This window comes from Siminovitchia terrae (assembly GCF_003605405.2).
Classification (GTDB): Bacteria; Bacillota; Bacilli; order Bacillales; family Bacillaceae_C; genus Siminovitchia; species Siminovitchia terrae.
Genome location: NZ_QYTW02000018.1, coordinates 67,039 through 84,162 on the forward strand (window position 1 = coordinate 67,039; position 17,124 = coordinate 84,162).

The 17,124-nt window shown below is 39.1% G+C and carries 17 protein-coding genes; 6 read left to right on the plus strand and 11 right to left on the minus strand.

The window, feature by feature from the left end; translation table 11 throughout:
* Positions 1 to 37: 37 nt before the first annotated feature.
* The 5 genes from D5F11_RS16555 to D5F11_RS16575 all read left to right on the plus strand — a co-directional run bounded on the left by D5F11_RS16555 (position 38) and on the right by D5F11_RS16575 (position 6,377).
* Positions 38 to 1,093, plus strand: a complete 1,056-nt coding sequence (locus tag D5F11_RS16555; RefSeq protein ID WP_185830751.1) for a carbamoyl phosphate synthase small subunit — start codon at positions 38 to 40, stop codon at positions 1,091 to 1,093.
* Positions 1,086 to 4,214, plus strand: coding sequence for a carbamoyl-phosphate synthase (glutamine-hydrolyzing) large subunit (locus tag D5F11_RS16560; RefSeq protein WP_120117659.1), 3,129 nt, complete (start codon positions 1,086 to 1,088; stop codon positions 4,212 to 4,214). The genes D5F11_RS16555 and D5F11_RS16560 overlap by 8 nt, the downstream gene beginning before the upstream one ends.
* Positions 4,211 to 5,158 carry an ornithine carbamoyltransferase gene (gene argF / locus D5F11_RS16565; RefSeq protein WP_120117658.1) on the plus strand — a complete coding sequence of 316 codons (948 nt, stop codon included), beginning with the start codon at positions 4,211 to 4,213 and terminating at the stop codon, positions 5,156 to 5,158. Before D5F11_RS16560 ends, argF begins: the two co-directional genes overlap by 4 nt.
* 67 nt (positions 5,159 to 5,225) lie before the next feature.
* Positions 5,226 to 5,675, plus strand: a complete 450-nt coding sequence (locus tag D5F11_RS16570) for a staygreen family protein (protein ID WP_185830752.1) — start codon at positions 5,226 to 5,228, stop codon at positions 5,673 to 5,675.
* 171 nt (positions 5,676 to 5,846) lie between these two features.
* Positions 5,847 to 6,377 carry a hypothetical protein gene (locus tag D5F11_RS16575; protein WP_120117656.1) on the plus strand — a complete coding sequence of 177 codons (531 nt, stop codon included), beginning with the start codon at positions 5,847 to 5,849 and terminating at the stop codon, positions 6,375 to 6,377.
* Between the two features lie 491 nt (positions 6,378 to 6,868).
* Here D5F11_RS16575 and D5F11_RS16580 read toward each other — a convergent pair whose 3' ends face one another.
* The 5 genes from D5F11_RS16580 to D5F11_RS16600 form a co-directional block, all read right to left on the minus strand.
* Positions 6,869 to 7,336, minus strand: a complete 468-nt coding sequence (locus D5F11_RS16580; RefSeq protein ID WP_245998240.1) for an rRNA methyltransferase — start codon at positions 7,334 to 7,336, stop codon at positions 6,869 to 6,871.
* Positions 7,311 to 7,430, minus strand: coding sequence for a hypothetical protein (locus tag D5F11_RS28175; protein ID WP_185830753.1), 120 nt, complete (start codon positions 7,428 to 7,430; stop codon positions 7,311 to 7,313). The genes D5F11_RS16580 and D5F11_RS28175 overlap by 26 nt, the downstream gene beginning before the upstream one ends.
* Before the next feature lie 412 nt (positions 7,431 to 7,842).
* On the minus strand, positions 7,843 to 8,499 hold the full coding sequence (locus D5F11_RS16590) for an ABC-2 transporter permease (protein WP_120117654.1): 657 nt from the start codon (positions 8,497 to 8,499) through the stop codon (positions 7,843 to 7,845).
* Positions 8,483 to 9,361 carry an ABC transporter ATP-binding protein gene (locus D5F11_RS16595; protein ID WP_120117653.1) on the minus strand — a complete coding sequence of 293 codons (879 nt, stop codon included), beginning with the start codon at positions 9,359 to 9,361 and terminating at the stop codon, positions 8,483 to 8,485. Before D5F11_RS16595 ends, D5F11_RS16590 begins: the two co-directional genes overlap by 17 nt.
* Before the next feature lie 5 nt (positions 9,362 to 9,366).
* Positions 9,367 to 9,738, minus strand: coding sequence for a GntR family transcriptional regulator (locus D5F11_RS16600; protein ID WP_120117652.1), 372 nt, complete (start codon positions 9,736 to 9,738; stop codon positions 9,367 to 9,369).
* Between the two features lie 307 nt (positions 9,739 to 10,045).
* Here D5F11_RS16600 and D5F11_RS16605 point away from each other — a divergent pair, with 307 nt between their 5' ends.
* Complete coding sequence (locus D5F11_RS16605) at positions 10,046 to 11,167, plus strand: CAP domain-containing protein (protein WP_245998241.1); 1,122 nt, start codon at positions 10,046 to 10,048, stop codon at positions 11,165 to 11,167.
* A 51-nt stretch (positions 11,168 to 11,218) separates the two neighbouring features.
* On the opposite strand, the gene D5F11_RS16610 is transcribed toward D5F11_RS16605, so the two are convergent.
* The 6 genes from D5F11_RS16610 to D5F11_RS16635 form a co-directional block, all read right to left on the minus strand.
* Positions 11,219 to 11,716 carry an aminodeoxychorismate lyase gene (locus D5F11_RS16610; RefSeq protein WP_120117651.1) on the minus strand — a complete coding sequence of 166 codons (498 nt, stop codon included), beginning with the start codon at positions 11,714 to 11,716 and terminating at the stop codon, positions 11,219 to 11,221.
* Positions 11,706 to 12,086: a hypothetical protein gene (locus D5F11_RS16615; RefSeq protein WP_120117650.1), complete on the minus strand. Its 381-nt coding sequence runs from the start codon at positions 12,084 to 12,086 to the stop codon at positions 11,706 to 11,708. The genes D5F11_RS16610 and D5F11_RS16615 overlap by 11 nt, the downstream gene beginning before the upstream one ends.
* A 266-nt stretch (positions 12,087 to 12,352) precedes the next feature.
* Positions 12,353 to 14,086, minus strand: coding sequence for a sulfate adenylyltransferase (locus D5F11_RS16620; RefSeq protein ID WP_120117649.1), 1,734 nt, complete (start codon positions 14,084 to 14,086; stop codon positions 12,353 to 12,355).
* Between the two features lie 615 nt (positions 14,087 to 14,701).
* Positions 14,702 to 15,262 carry a flavodoxin family protein gene (locus D5F11_RS16625; RefSeq protein WP_120117648.1) on the minus strand — a complete coding sequence of 187 codons (561 nt, stop codon included), beginning with the start codon at positions 15,260 to 15,262 and terminating at the stop codon, positions 14,702 to 14,704.
* Positions 15,263 to 15,278: 16 nt separating this feature from the next.
* A complete protein-coding gene (locus D5F11_RS16630) occupies positions 15,279 to 16,220 on the minus strand; it encodes a threonine ammonia-lyase (RefSeq protein ID WP_120117647.1) in 942 nt (313 codons plus the stop codon).
* A gap of 15 nt (positions 16,221 to 16,235) precedes the next feature.
* Positions 16,236 to 17,114 (minus strand): tetratricopeptide repeat protein, encoded by an 879-nt coding sequence (locus D5F11_RS16635; RefSeq protein ID WP_120117646.1) that lies wholly within the window; start codon positions 17,112 to 17,114, stop codon positions 16,236 to 16,238.
* Between the last annotated feature and the right edge of the window lie 10 nt (positions 17,115 to 17,124).

Here is a 17,124-nt window from a genome sequence, read left to right on the forward strand (position 1 = left end):
ATCAAAAATAAAAATACGAAAGCGGGGAGAGGAAAGAATGGAAGGATCCTTAATACTCGCTAATGGTGAAAAGTTCACCGGACAGTGGCAAGGCAAACCAAAAGACCATATCGGAGAGTTGATCTATTTTACAGGAATGGCACGATTTCAGGAGTTCATTACAGATCCAGCCAATAAAGGGAAAATTGTGATATCGACTTTTCCTGGCGTCTTAAACAGCAACTTGGATCATTCAAAGTTTGAAAGCGACCAAATTCAAATTGGGGGGCTTATCACACAGCAAGATGCCTCCATGCCCATTGATGTAAAGGGCATAAATGTATTAGATTTATTTTTTGAACAGAATATACCTGTTTTGACAGGTATGGATACAAGAGCCTTGATTAAAAGAGTGAAAAAAGAAGGAGAAATGCCTGCTATTATTTCATCGAAGCATGCGGTGAATCGTCTTTCTGCTCACATGGAAGACATCTATGCTGACTCTGGAACAGAACATATTACCCCAAATGGTAATAAACACATCGTTATCATTAACTTCGGCTATAAAAAATCACTTATTCAATCACTCTGTCAATCTGGTCATAAAGTGACAGCTGTTTCAGGCCGCATCGATATAAGCTCAGTTCATTCTTTGAAGCCGGATGGAATCATTTTTTCAGGAGGACCCGGCAATCCGCTGGAATGGCAAAAATTTTTCCCGGATTACAAAAAGCTGGCGATGAAATATCCGACAATGGGGCTCGGGCTTGGGCATCAAATCTTGGCACTCGCATTCGGAGCAAATATAGAAAAGATGCCTGCCGGCCACCGGAATTTCAAAGAAGCTGTTATTCATACTGGTTCGCAAAAGGTTTTTATGTCCAACCAAAATCACGGCTATACAGTCAATGAGAAAGATTTAAAGCAACATGGTTTCCTTGTGACCTTTAAAAATATTCATGACGGAACAGTAGAGGGGCTAGTTCATGAACAATATTTGGTTGTAACATACCAATTTCATCCTGAACAGATCCATAATCCATTGAATGAGTTAATTTTTGATCACTTTTTCAAAACAGTAAACGAAAGCAAAGGAGCAAGTGTTTATGCCTAAGGGAAAGGACATCAAGAAGGTTCTGGTGATCGGTTCCGGGCCTATCGTCATTGGGCAAGCGGCAGAGTTTGATTATGCCGGTACGCAAGGTTGCCTAGCCCTTCAGGAAGAAGGCTGTGAGGTTGTCCTTGTTAATAATAATCCAGCGACTATCATGACAGATGAACAATTCGCCCAAACCGTTTACTTTGAACCTCTGACAGTGCAGAGCATTGTCGAGATCATCAAAAAAGAGAAACCCGACAGCATTCTTGGGACACTTGGAGGGCAGACAGGGCTAAATTTGACCGTCGATTTATATAAGCAGGGCTATTTAGACAAATTTAACATCCAGGTTCTTGGTACAACGCCTGAGTCAATCATTCAGGGAGAAGACAGAGAGGCTTTCCGCGCTCTCATGCATGAACTTGGAGAACCTGTCCCAAACAGTGAAATTATCCACTCTGTTGAAGAAGCTGTATCCTTTGCGAACAAGCAAGGTTATCCGATCATCATTCGCCCGGCCTATACGTTAGGTGGCGGAGGCGGAGGTATCGTCAACAACGAGGAAGAATTGCTGGCTGTAGTGAAAAAAGGGCTTGAATCCAGCCCGATTACCCAATGCTTGATCGAAAAAAGCATTGCTGGTTTCAAAGAAATTGAATTTGAAATGATCCGGGATGCCAATGATACATGTATTGCTATTTGCAGCATGGAAAATTTTGATCCAGTTGGTGTCCATACTGGAGACTCCATTGTGTTTGCTCCACAGCAGACGCTGTCAGATGTTCAATTTGATGCTTTGTACCAATCGGCAGTCAAAATCATCCGTGCTTTAAAAATCATCGGCGGCTGCAATATACAATTTGCGCAAGATCCGAAAACAAATCAGTATTATTTAATAGAAGTGAACCCGAGATTAAGCAGGTCTTCCGCTTTAGCATCCAAAGCGACTGGCTATCCGATTGCACGAATTGCTGTAAAACTGGGGCTTGGCTATCATCTCCACGAAATCATTAATCCTGTGACAGGGACCACTTTTGCAAGCTCCGAACCCGTAGTAGACTATACGGTCGTAAAAATGCCCCGATGGGCTTTTGATAAATTTCCTAATGCCAAAAAGGAACTTGGGACGACAATGAAAGCCACTGGGGAAATCATGGCGATTGATCGATTGCTTCCGGCAGCTCTGCAAAAAGCGGTTAGATCCCTTGAGTTAAAGACGAATGGCCTGGAATTAAAAGGGATTTCCGATAAAGGTGATGAAGAGCTTTGGAACTCTGTTATGCATGCTGATGATTCTCGTTTCTTTGCTATACTGGAGCTCTTAAGAAGAGGAGTATCGAGCGGGGAGATTCATGAAAAAACAAGCATCACTCCATATTTCCTGGAAGTTTTAACGAAGATTGTCCAAATGGAAAGCCAAGCTGGGAAAGAAAAAATCGATACAGTGAGCCTTGAATTTTTACAGCAGCTCAAGGAAAATGGATTTTCCGATGCCTGGCTCGCTTCTGTATGGGATACATCGTTAAGCCAGATTAGAAAAAAACGGAAAGACCATGGTATTGTGCCTGTATTCCAGATGGTCGACTCTTGTGCAGGTGAATACGTGGCGACAGCTCCGTATTTCTATTCCACTTGGAGAGGAGAAGGCGATCAGATCGTCCCTGACAAACATAAGAAAAAAATGGCGATCATCGGATCAGGACCTGTCCGAATTGGCCAAGGAATAGAATTTGACTATTGTACAGTTCGTGCAGCTTTAGCTTTGAAAGAGTCCGGATTTGAGACCATTTTGATCAATAATAATCCTGGTACTGTCAGTACTGACTTCCAAATTGCGGACCGCCTTTACTTTGAGCCTCTCCATATTGAGGATGTACTGAACATATTGGAGCATGAAAAGCCGGATGGGGTCATTGTTCAGCTGGGAGGACAAACAGCGATAAACTTAGCGAATTATTTGGAAGAGAATGGTATCCCGCTCCTTTCCATCACACAAGATCAAATCGATGCCGTCGAGGACCGTGAAAAATTTTATACCTTATTGAAAGAGCTGGAAATTCCTCATATTCCAGGAGTAACAGCCTATGACCAGAACGATTTGAAATTAAAAACGGCTGACATTGGTTTTCCCGTTTTATTAAGGCCTTCGTATGTTATTGGGGGGCAGGGAATGCTCATCATTGACAATCAGGAAGAGCTGGATAACTGTCTTGCTAATATTGACTATCCTGTTTTGATTGACGCCTATTATAAGGGGCAGGAGCTTGAAGTAGACGTTTTGACGGACGGGCAAAACATTCTAATCCCTGCTTATTTTGAGCACATTGAAAAAGCGGGAGTCCATTCGGGTGACAGCATGACGATTACGCCGCCAATACATGTAACGGAGAATATCAAAGAAACAGTTTATGAGTACTCCAAAAAAGTCGCTCAAAAGCTACAATTCAAAGGGCTGTTCAATGTCCAGTTCGTTGTTTTCAACGATAAGGTTTACATGCTGGAGGTTAATCCAAGGGCTTCGCGTACGCTGCCGATTGTAAGTAAAATCACCGGGCTTAATTTAATCGATCAGTGCGTGAGTATTTTGACAGGGTCACCTTTGTCTATAAACAATCAGCCAAAACAATCTTTTTACACGATTAAGAATCCTATTTTTTCCACAGGAAAGCTTGATGGCGTAGACCCTAAGCTTACACCTGAAATGAAATCCACCGGAGAACTGATCGGATTCGGTGAAACAGTGGAAGAGGCATTAGCCAAAGCGCTGCTCTGGAATGAGAGACTGGCAGCAAAACAGCTAAACTCTCACCAGGAAATATATGTCGATGCAGATGTCGAGGAAGAAGCACTCATTGAGAATTTGATCCTTGATTCTAATAGCGTGATGGTAACGGAAAAATCGGGAATTTCTTTTGCTGACTGGGTGAAAAACGACCGGGGTTCTGTTTTATTAAGTCTTGGCAAGAATGAGGAGTCTATTCAAAAAAGGCAATTGGCTTCAGCATCACAGCTGCAGGTAATGACAGAAATTGATACATTTAAAGCATACTTAACAGCCATCAAACAAAAAGTCAGCAAGCCGAAATCGCTTCAAAGCTGGCTCGGAAAAACAAGAAAGGACGTGGTAACATCATGACAGCAACATCTGTTTCACTAAAGGGGAAGCATTTACTTACATTAGCGGACTTAACAAAAGATGAAATCATGCAAATCATTCTGGATGCTATCAAGCTGAAAGAGTTGCAAAAAAAAGGGGAGACACATCATTACTTAAAGGGGAAAACCCTGGCAATGATTTTTGAAAAGCTCTCTACAAGGACGCGCGTTTCATTTGAAACTGGTATGTTTCAATTAGGGGGTCATGCATTATTTTTGGGTAAAGATGATCTTCAAATGGGGCGCGGTGAGACCGTGGAGGATACGGCAAAAGTATTGTCGCGTTTTGTGGATGGCATCATGATTAGGGCATACAGTCATGAATCTGTAGTGCAGCTCGCAAATAATTCGGATGTGCCAGTTATCAACGGCTTAACAGATGACTACCATCCTTGTCAGGTATTAGCTGATCTCATGACTTTATATGAAGCCAAAGGAAATCTGGAAGGTAAAAAGCTGGCTTATGTTGGCGATGGAAATAATATGGCCCATTCTCTGATGATCGGCTGTGCTAAGTTAGGAGTAAGCTGCTCAATTGCTGCTCCAAAAGGCTATGAACCAAAACAAGCTATTGTCGAAAGGGCGCAGGAGTTCGCCAAGGAGTCCGGAGCTGTAATTGAAGTTACAAACGATCCCAAAGTAGCTGCAAATGGTGCAGATGCTGTTTATACAGACGTATGGACGAGCATGGGCTGGGAAGCTGAACAAGAAGAAAGATTAAAAGCATTTGCAGATTTTCAAGTGAACAGTGAGCTTATGGCAGAAGCTGACTCAGAAGCAGTATTCCTTCATTGCTTACCTGCGCATAGAGGTGAGGAAGTGAGCGCTGAAGTCATCGACGGCCCTCAATCTCTTGTCTTTGATGAAGCAGAGAATCGTCTTCATGCACAAAAGGCTCTAATGGTCGCATTGATGGCGGACTGAGTCAATTCACCCCTTATAGGCATTTGTCATATAATATGGCAAAAGAATGCGAAGGGGAGGGGCCAGTATGGAAAAATTTCAGCTTGATGAATTTTCAGTTGCCATCTTGCCTCCTGCAACAGCTTACCATCCAGTAGATGGAAGAAAATACACATTAATTATGTCGACTGATGAAACGAGCAGCCATTTAGCGATAGGCTATAAATATGAAGTGGCTTTGCTTCATTCAGAAAATAAAAGCATGCTTACAGCAGAATGGAAACCGAGACTCGGTGAATACATTTTGTCTGGGAAGATTCATCCCGGCATCGAACAAAGTGGCGATTCCAACCGCAGCCATCATATACAGCCAGAAGTAGCTAAAGCTGTATCAATGATCGTGAAAGCAGACAAAGATTTATACTCACATGTTCCTTGGCTGCTGTATGCACCTATTTATATTGAAACTGAATCCAATATTCATAAATACAAAGCCATTCAGTTTTTCGGAATACCAAAGCAGTATTTAATTTTATAAAGATTTCCAAGACCTTCGAAGTACCGGAGGTCTTTTATTCGTGTCGGCGGTTTTTTGGTTCCGCTGTCTGATAGACACCGCACTACAACATCATGTAAAATTTCATAACACGATTAAATTGAAGGAGCTTTGCAATTTTCAACAAAAAGAAAAAATAAGGGAGGGATAGGTATGGAATATATACGTGATTACGCAATGTATATTTCGATATTTGGTATGTTCAGTTTTTGTTGGTTTGGCTGGGCTCAGGAGAATCCTCGCCCAAACTGGCGCATTTTTCTAGGGATCGCTTCTGGAGTTGCGCTTCTACTGTGTCTTATCGGCGTTTATTTAAGTGTAACCAATTGGCATGCAGCCTCTGTTTTATCAGAAAATACTAAGTTCAACACCTACTTAATCACTGTCTATATTGAATTCATCATTGCTGGTATTGGGGCAGTTGTCCTAATCAAACGGAAACTTAGTAATTATGTCGCGCCCTGGGTCGCTTTTATTGTAGGGATTCATTTTATTGGGCTTAAATCAGTGTTCAATGACAGCAGTCTTTATATTTTAGCGGGGTTGCTTGTTGCTATCTCCATATTATCATTGTTTATATCTCCAAGGCTTAAGGTCGCAAACAGTGCGATAACAGGGATTGGTGCCGGTATAGTTCTATTCGCATTTGCTTTACTCGGTTTAATCCGTTTCTTATCTGTTTAAGCCTATCGGCAAATAGAGATGGAAATTGATCAAACATTTTCATAAAAAATAAGCTTAAAACTACTATAAAAAATGGATTCTTTTTGTATATTGCAAAATGTAGGAACTTGGGTAAGCGAAATTCACGGTTCAAATTGAATTGTGAAAGAGATCACGAATTTGAGAAAAAATCTAAGATACAGATATGGACAAAAACATACGTGATCATAAGAATACGAGAAATAAATTCTAATTTGTTATAAACAGTAAATCAATCTGTTCGAGAATTGGATTTGAGCACCAGTAATTGTCTTGGAAATAAAACAAGAATTTTTTCTGATCAATCAAGGATCAAACATTAGCTGAGTTAAAGGAACCAATACTTGATCCATATACAGTATTTTTTTCGTCATCCATCTCACTATTATAAGTATACTTTTGATATGAGATAAACTCTAGTTTACTTCCTATAATTTATATTATGGTGGGGGCGTTGGAATAAAAAATGCTGGTTACTCTACCCTATGCTTATAACCAGCATTTTTTATCTTCTCTACATCAATAAAGTCTATACTATATTCAATAACATCATTAATAAATAATTTGTTGCTCTTTGCAAATTTTTTCACCGCTTCTAGTAAATCTTTGTCATATGTGGTTTTATACTGGATGCGATCTTTTGGCCTTGAATCTTTATTAAATGTAATGATTCCGGATGATAAGACGTTTTCTAATCCACTTTCAAGTAAATAGTTAATATGGGTATTTTGCTCATCGGCTAATCTTTTTAATTGTTCTAATTTCGTTTTACTAATATTTGTTCTGAACTTTACTCTTGATTCATCAGTCATTTGTACTAATTTACCATCTATCAATTTCCACATATAATCACCCTTATCATTTAATGAATCATTATGTTTTTCCATACGTTCTTTTTTATAATAAATATTACAATCATTGGCATTTGTCATAGATAACATAGCGGAGATTCCATGACTGAAAAACTCGGTATAGTCCATCAGCAAAAGCTTTACTTGCAGTTGTAAAATTCATTACATAACCTGTATCTTGCACCCAACCATCCCCGTCAATTACTCCTCTAATAAAGAGCGATTCATTAGAGATTACCCCATATTTTCAAGGTCTTTTTTATTATTTTTGATTAAAAAATTAGCGACGGAGTTGATTTTGCAACTCTGTTGGATCCCAAAACATAGTCAGTCTTCATGCATATTTGCTAAATTGAAAAATGGACGTCAATCTTTGAAAACGAAACTAAATGGGCCTGAGACTTAGGAGCAAAAAGTAGCCGGATTATATATAAACTAGGACTTTGTTTAATCAAAGTTTGAAATTAAACTAAATGAGTCAGTTTGAACTCCCCCCTCATAAGCAATGAAAACACAAGGATTTGATCTCTTCTCTTAGTTACGTAAGCCTCATGATCTTTATTTAGTACAAATCCTTCTTTTTGTTTCTGTTATATTTAAAATTCTCTTTTCTGATAAAAAGTTAGAGAAATAAAATATGAACAAATCATAATTAAGATCAGTAGAACCATCGATATCATTAATATGACAGCATCAGATTTATTACTGAAGAAAGTGATGATATCTTGACTCAACATCAGCTTATTGTTTTTACTTAAATAACTTACCAATCCGGTTCCTCCAAATACAAATACGAAGAAAATAATTAAGTTTGCCATTTTCGATTTTAAATAGCCGTACTTAAAAATTAAAGGAAAAGAAATTGAACAAAACATTGTGACAGTAATAATTGCACCAATCAACACTGTTAAATCAAAAGAAATAGCAAGTGGAAGATTTAGTAAATTTACAATCAAATAGATGAGGTAAAACCCCAAAGTAGCATACGCAGCGTAAATATAAATTGACACGTATTTTGATAAAACAATGGTAGTCCTTTTGATTGGCAGGCTTATAAGAATGATATCACTATTATTCTTATCTTCTAATGCACTAGCTCCTAACACTAGTTGATATGTTATAGCTAAGATACCAATCGTTAGTCCAGCAGCTCCAAGATTTGAAAGTGTGAAGGAAAAAAAGATCATCAACAGAATAGATAATTTTAGGGCTCTTTTTTGCATCAAAATATCCTTTTTAATAAGATGATACATGATGGTCACTCCTTTTTGTATAAAATATCATAATATCTTCTAGTTTCGGTTTCTCGATCATTACGGAATCACCAAATTGTTTGATTACTTCTTTTTTATTTTTACATAATGCTTCAAATCCAAAATCATTTTGTTTTAGACCAATAATGTTTCCTTGATTAGCGATATTTAATTGTTCTTTGCTCCCCTTTACGATACAGTGTTCCTCTAAAAGCTCATCCTTTGTTTTACTCAGTATAATTTGACCATTGTGAATTAATGTTATATAATCTGCAATTTTGTCTAAGTCAGAAGTAATATGGGTAGAAAAGAAGATGGATTTGTTTTCATCTTGTAATAATGATTGCATGATATCCAATAGTTCAGATCTTATAAGTGGGTCTAATCCTGAAGTCGGTTCGTCCATTATGAGCAGATCGGCATGATGTGAAAGCGCAATGGCTAAAGAGAACTTCATCTTCATTCCTTTTGACAAATGCTTAATTTCCTTATTTAAAGGCAATTCAAAGTCTTTGGCGTATCTTGTAAAAATTTTCTCATCCCATCTAGTGTAAAACGGACTTATGACATCTTTCATTTCTTTTACTGTTAATTCTTCGTAAAAGTGATTTTCATCATAAACGAAACCAATTTTTTCCTTTATTGTTAAATTATTTTCTTCATTGTCTAAACCAAAAATATTTATTATTCCACTATCTTTTTTTATTAAATTCATGATTAGCTTGATGGTAGTGCTTTTTCCAGAACCATTAGGTCCAATGAACCCCATTATGTACCCTTTTTCAAGAGTGATATTAATCCCTTTTAAAGAAAAATCCTTGTAGTTTTTTGATAAATTTTTGATCTCCAAAATTTTACTCATTCTTATCACCCCTCGTATATTATTTTTATTATCTCTTGCAGTTCTTCCAAAGTAAGGCCAACCAATTTCGCTGAATCGACTGCTTCTGTCATTATTTCTTCAATCATTTTTATTTTTGTTTCACGAAACAATTCTTTGTTGATTGTTGCGACATATGAACCTTTTCCCGCGACGGTAACGATAAACCCTTCTTTTTCTAATTCGTCATAGGCTCTTTTAGTTGTAATCACACTTATTTTTAGTCCCTTTGCCAGATTCCTAATGGATGGGAGTGATTGTGATTCTACCAATTCTCCCTTTACGATTTGTTCTTTTACTTGATTTGCTAACTGTAAGTAAATTGGTTCATCTGAAGAATTTGAAATAATAATATCCACTAAATAACATTCCTCTATTCGTTATAACTGAATATAAACAGTATATACAGTTATAACACTTGTGTCAATCCTCTGCAAAGAGAAACTTCGAGTTTATCGGCAAATGTGCAGGAAGCTTCATTTTGCACAGGCACTCGTCTTTTTCTGCTAAGAGCTAAATAATTCCAGGTACTTTTCACACACCCTTTATATACCAACTGCGCCTCATTTCCATTTCTTTTGTCTACATTATAGAATAGAGTTATCGAATCATTTTGTATCGGCTAAAATCATGGAAATCTTTGAAACAATGTTAGGAGGTTCCTGTTTGAAGTTTTTTAGAACGTTGTTTATATTTTTGCTAATTGCAGGCTTCATTTTATATAAACAGGGAAATGAGCATGTTGTGGCGTCTGTTCAATCTGTTATCAATTATGTCCAAACATCCGTTGAGCAGATAAAAGAGGAGCCTGAAGTTGCTAATACCTTTGCTCAAATAAAAGATCGTCTTCAATCCTTAAAAAAAGAAATTAAGGGCATAGAGAATCGTGATCAACAAGAGCAAGTGGAAACACCTTCGTTAAAAGCACCTGAGGAACAAACGTTTTCAGTGCACAATATCGAAATTGGCGATACAAAGGCTGAGGTTGAAAAACAGGTGGGGAAAGAAAATCGTGCATCCTACAATGAATATGGAGTCAAATGGTACACCTACCATGAAAATTATCATAATTTTTTCATGGCTGCATATGATGAACAGGGAAAAGTTGCCGGGTTATATACAAACCAGGACTTGGTCTCATCAAAGCTCGACATCAAACTAAATGACTCAAAAGAGTCTGTTGTTCAAAAGCTCGGAGAGCCTGTAAAAGGGATCAGAAAAGGCTTTGTCACGTACCAAGTCCAAAATAATGGCGAATATAACATCTATGAACAGGACAATGGCTATGTGACAGTGTTTTTTGATCAGCATAAAAATGATACAGTGACAGCTTTACAAATCATCAGCAATAGCCTTGAACAAGAGAGGAAAGATTTCTTTGCTCCGGGGACTCAGGAATTAAAGAGTGGTTTCGAGTATCAATTATTCGATCTCACCAATGCGGTAAGAGTGAAACACGGCCTCACGGCTTTATCCTGGGATGATCACGTAAAGATGACTGCACGCGGACATAGTACGGATATGGCTGATAAAAATTACTTCAATCATGAGAATTTAGAAGGTCTTTCCCCTTTCGATCGATTGGATCAGGACAGCATCTCATATTTGGCGGCTGGGGAAAACATTGCAACCGGACAGGTAAGCAGTATTTTTGCTCATGAAGGTTTAATGAATTCTATGGGGCATCGGAAAAACATTTTGAGCCCGGACTATACTGCCTTAGGAGTTGGTGTCGCCTTTGATTCTGATTCCAGGCCCTTCTATACAGAAAACTTCATTGGAAAATAATAAAATACCCTATATTCAGCTCTAAACAGCTGGATATAGGGTATTTGTTCCTTATTTAAAGATTGCTTTAATGACCTCGTCTTGGGACATATCACTATCCACTTCATAGGAGCCCGGACGCAACTTATTTTCCACTTTTTTCTTCTCAACAGCTTTTGAAAATTTAAATGCATCATCAACGATTTTGGACTTCACAAGCATTTTGCCCACATCGATACTAGTCATTCCGTCCGTTACATTAATCACTACACGGTAAACGACTTCTTTCTTGTCTTTTTCTTTTGCAGATTTTTCTTCTTTTTCTGCAATTACTTTTGCTTCTTTTAGGTTTTTCTTATACTCTTCAGCCGTCTGTACAATATAGCCGGAGGACTCCAGGTCTGTGATCATTTCTGATTCAGATGGCTTGCTTTCTTTAATTTCCACTTTTTCTGTTGTTTTTACAGGAGCTTTTGAAGCTTCGCCTCTTACTGAAAAATAGGCAGCACTGGAAACGGTGGTGGCCAGAAGAACTCCGGCCGCAAAGCTGGCCAAAGGATTAAATTTCATTTGTAACCTTGCTCCTTTCGTTCTTCTCGGTTATGTAAGGAGCTATAATTTGCCTGATCTCATTTTCTGATACCTTTTTTTGACCCGCTATGTTTTCAATTGAATATTTCCGATTGTACAAATCCAACACTTCGCGCCTGAAAATTCTTTCCTCAGCGGAAATCGGAAGGTTAGATTCATTCGTGATAATTTCTATATCAAGTTCCATTTTTCGAATTGAATCTTTAATATCTTTTATCTCATTCATAGTGGATACATGAATCATATCAATCTCTTTCAATTCTTCTTTGGTGGCCTTGCGTCCTTTAATCCCCGACATGATAAGCAATAAGGCAGAGACAGCAAACAAGCCCCCCAATGTCCATTCCATCAAAATAGGGTCTCCTCTCCGTGTTTAATTTGTTCCAACTATTAATTATACATCCATAGATTCAAATTTTCGACTAGATTATGATAAATATGACCAAAGTAGGGTATGATTTACAAATTTCATCCAGATGGAATATCCACATTGAAAAACCTCCGCTTAAAAATGCAGAAACCCTTATCCTCATTAAGGGTTTCTGCATTTTTGTATATTAGGACTTTTTTAGTGGTCCTTTAAATGCGAAGGCGTTTTCAACTTCATTTGGTATTTTATTTTTCTTCAGGTTCATCACTACCGCGATAACGGTTATATGGCAGCGGATTCCATACACGGTATTCAATCTTATCAGCACGCAGCTCAGGAGGAATATCCTCAAGAATTTTTTGAGCGACTTCAAGCTCTCGCTGAGATTCTTCTTTGTCCTGATATAAAAATTCGTCAGATGCTGTTTCAGGAGCCTGCTTCACCTTTTCTTCCAAATCTTCTACAACCATTTCCTGCTGTTGACGCAAGGCTTCTCGGGCTTCTGTAACCCATTGTCTCTGAATATCACGATTCGCATCACCGATATACGTATACTCTTCATAGATGTCCTGATAAATTCGATCTGCGTTCAAGCGAACATCCATTGTCGCTGCTTCCAAATCGCGCATAGTCAGCTCCTCTGTTGTGAGGTTCTCACGACGGTATGTTCCACCGAGGCGTGTAGCTTCCAAATAGAATGGGAACATGCTTTTAATTGTTTTACCCACTGGAGAGATAGATCTTTGATCCTCGTCCAAGCCTTTAGGCTGTATTCCCTGCATAGCAATCCGGCTTGATTCAGGGCGAACTACTTCTTTTGGCGGCATAACGCCGTGACGAAGCATTTCTCTGATACCGGTTCCAGATATTTTCAGTCGGAAACGATCATCATGGGAACAAGTTTTCTCAGTCGCATGATTTGAGCAACGAGTACAATAGAAGACTTCATGGTACAACTGAATATTAATACCTAATTCTTCCGGAGAAAACTGATCGAAAATCGAGTGGCTCGCGTATTTATCATAATAATCACCGACTCCGGCATGATCACGGCCGATGAGTGCATGCGTACAACCGAAGTTTTTCATAATTAATGCATGTAAGACAGTTTCGCGCGGTCCGGCAAAAATATACGTAACCCTTAGTGGAGCAAGTGAGACTCGCTCTTTTGGATAATAAGTATCTAAAACGCTGCGGTAAGATAGCATACGAAACTCATTTCTCGTATATTCCCGTTTGGCCATTTCTACTAACGGCTGCACTAACAAACCATCAACTGTCTCTAAGGCATTCTTGTGAATATATTCATGTCCTCTATGAAGCGGGTTTGCACCAGTAATGAATCCGCCTACCGAACGAAATTTCTTTTCCTCATAAAAAATTCTCCAAGTATCTTTTGGCTCCAAGCGAATTTTTTCAAACGGTCCCCAATCTACCCTGCGTAAAAGTGTAATGGGTCCCCCTAATGCTACGTCCCCCATTCTGCGGAAAATCGAATCTACACCCGGGTGGTTGCGATCCGTTGTTCCGAACAATTGGGCAGCCCGCTCTTCTTTGTTATAAGAGAAAAGATCTTCTATTTTCAAGATGGCCACTGGCTCTTTTGTTTCATCGGCTAATGCTACTTCATCGCCAACGGAGAGAGATGCGACAACTTCTTTATTTCTGTTTCCAATCGGTGCAAAGCTGAGCGGAACCGGCCAGACCACCCCGTTTTTCAATCGACCTTCATAGAGTACTGACTTATAGTCTGCCTCATTCATAAAACCTTCATTGGGCGATAGAACTCCGGTAGCGATCATTTCAAGGGTGATGACAGCTTCCAAATCAACCATAATGGTGGGTAGCTCCTTGGCCCTGATCAGTTCTTCCTCCCGCTCTTTGCCTCTCAACACTCTGTCTACCAGCTTTCCGCCATGTGGCTGCTGCGGATAATTGGTAAAGCTATCGGTTTTCGCGACTGCAATTTTTTGATCCATGCTCTTTTTCCTCCCATTTCTTCTTCTAGCATCTTTCTACAATGGTGTAGCATTTTCCCCAATCGACCATTCAATCTATTATTTTATGAAATTTCAATTCATTGAATTAAGCACTATGCAAATAATGCTCCCAAATGGTTGTAAACGCTTATATAAACAAAAAACAATGACCTGTAAGGTATTGTCGAAAAGGGATGTTCCATTGTTGTATAACAGATTATGAATTTATTATATAATCACTACACTTAAATTACAAGAAAATTAATAATAGAAAAGCAACGGAATACTAGCAACTGCGATAACGAAGAGCCCATTTATATGAAACGTATTCCCAAAATAGAGGGATGTAAGCGCCAGTTTACACCATCAAAGGAGGAGCAAACGGGCGCTTGCAGAAATCAAGATACGAAAGGGCCTCCGCAATATTTGCTGCTACAGCAGATGATTTGCTAGCAAAGGTACAACACCTAAAAGACATTTTGTCGGATTAAAATCTAACCAGAGGCGACAAAGGTCGATTTTTCAATAATATGCGAATATTTCAGTTAAAAATACGAATATCTCGTAAGAACCTACCTGGGCCTCTTGTAATGGTCCAAGTGAGTTAGCTTTTTTTCAATTTGCCGCGTTCAATGTTTTTAGTTCCTCATTTAACTTTTTTGCTGAAAGTAACGCTACTTCATCCTGCAAAACTTCATTCGGTTTATTGCCCTGGCCGATGATGTATCCGCCGAATGACATTCCGACAAATTCAAAGATCCAGCGAAATTGATCAATCAGGGCTAAACCTTTGATACGAGGTTGGTCTCCTCCAATCGCGAGCACATAGGCTTTTTTTCTGCTCATTTTCTCTTTAAAATCCGGAAACTTCGGATCCCTCAAAGTTTGTGACCAGCGATCTACAAAATTTTTCATCAACCCTGACATGCTGTACCAGTATATAGGTGTTGAAAAAAGAATAATATCGCTTTGTTCGACTTGCTTAATAATCGTGTTATAATCATCGTCCACATCGTCAAAGCCGTGTTCTGCATGCCGGCCATCCACTATCGGTTTGATGGTAAATTCTCTCAAGTAAACTTCTTTTACATTCACCCCGGCAATGGCTTTTTTGGTCAAAAGCTCCGTATTGCTTGATGCTCTGCTACTCCCGTACAGTACAAGCACTTTGCTCAATTGAACGTCCCTCCTCTTATTTCAATAAACTCGGAATCACTTCAGTATCAACGTTCCCTCCCGAAATAAGCGCGACAATCCGTTTGCCTTCAGGGTTCCTTTTCATCGCCCCTGCAACTGAGACCGCGCCGGAAGGTTCGATCAACTGCTTCATTCTCGCTAATACATAGGTAAAAGCCTGCTTGATAGATTCTTCGTCAACCAGTACGATATTATCCACATACTGTTGAACAATCGGGAATGTCAATTCACCTGGTATGGAAGTTCTTAATCCGTCAGCAATCGTTGAACTTCCGCCAATATTGATCCGTTTTCCTTCCTTAAGTGATAAATAGGTGTCGTTGGCGATAGCCGGCTCTACTCCGATGACTCGGATGCTTGGGTTCGATTCTTTAATGGCGGTAGCAATACCTGAAATCAAACCTCCGCCTCCAATGGGAACATATACTTCATCAATCCCATCCATTTGCTCCACAATTTCCAACCCAGCGGTTCCCTGCCCTGCCATAATTAAAGGATCGTCGTATGGGGGAATAAATACACCTTTTCCGTCTTCACAGATTTGTTTGGCTCTTTCAATCCGCTCTTCTGATGTAGTCCCGCAAAATTCAATGTTTCCATTATAAGCCTTAATGGCGTCCTTTTTGCAAGTGGCGGCATCTTCAGGTACGACGATAGTAGAAGAAATTCCAATCTGATTAGCTATGTATGCCACCGCCTGGCCATGATTTCCGGATGAGGCGGCAATTACATGTTTCGTATTTCGGTTGGCTTCATAAATGACCTTATTAGAGGCGCCGCGGATTTTAAATGCGCCAGTTTTTTGGAGATGCTCACACTTGAAGAACAAGTCATTGCCAAGATCTTTGGAAATTGTTTCTGAAGTCATGATTGGGGTTTTTTTCACACTGCGGGCTATTCTTTCCCTGGCTTCTCGTATCAAGTTCAAATCAATCATCCATTGTTCCACCCTTTATTTTTTATTTTTCACAAACGCCGTTCCAAAAACCTTGTAATTAACAATCAATTTGGTGCTCCAATGCGCCGCCCCGTACAAAATGATAAATAAAATAACTAGGGGTTTGAAAACAATCCACAGAAAAATCCAAAGCAGTATGGCAGCCCATGGCTTAAGCTTTGAAAAGAGTTTTGACGGCAACAGAAAAAAACGGTAAATTTTATATTGTTTTTGCAAAACCTCTAGATATTCGGTACGTGTTTGTGGATTCTCGGGATCCAGACGAACAGCATTCTCTAAAAAACTGAGAGCTTTTTCATACTCGCCTCTTTGATCTGCTGCCCAGCCCAAATATAAAAAGATCAAAGAATTATCGGGATCCAATTCCAATGAAAGCTTCTCTATTTCAATTGAATCCTGTTTATTTCCTAGTAAGCTTTGAACATAGCTATAATTGGCAAGATATAATGTATTATGCGGATCTAATCTCAAAGCATGTTCAAAGCTTTCCTTTGCTTGATGAAACTTTCCTTGTTGATTGTAAATATTCCCATCTAAAAAATAGTAATAACTGTTTTCGGGGAAGAGGATGATCGCTTCAGTGATGGTTTTCTTGGCAGCCTTCCAGTTCTGCTGGGTATAAAGTGTGCCTGCCCTGACTTCCCATCCCAGTGGATTTTCGGGATCTTTTTTCAGCGCTTCCTCGGCCCAATGAAGAGCCTTCTTATATTCGTCCATTTCCAAAAAGATTTTTCCCAACAACGCATAGCCATCTGGATCATCCGGGTACAATTTTATATACGCTTCTGTTTCTTTGATGGAATCTTGATACCGATTCCATTCAAGCAACTGGACCGCCCTTTCAAACTGTGAGTATTGGAGACTTTCATTCAACGAAGCTCAC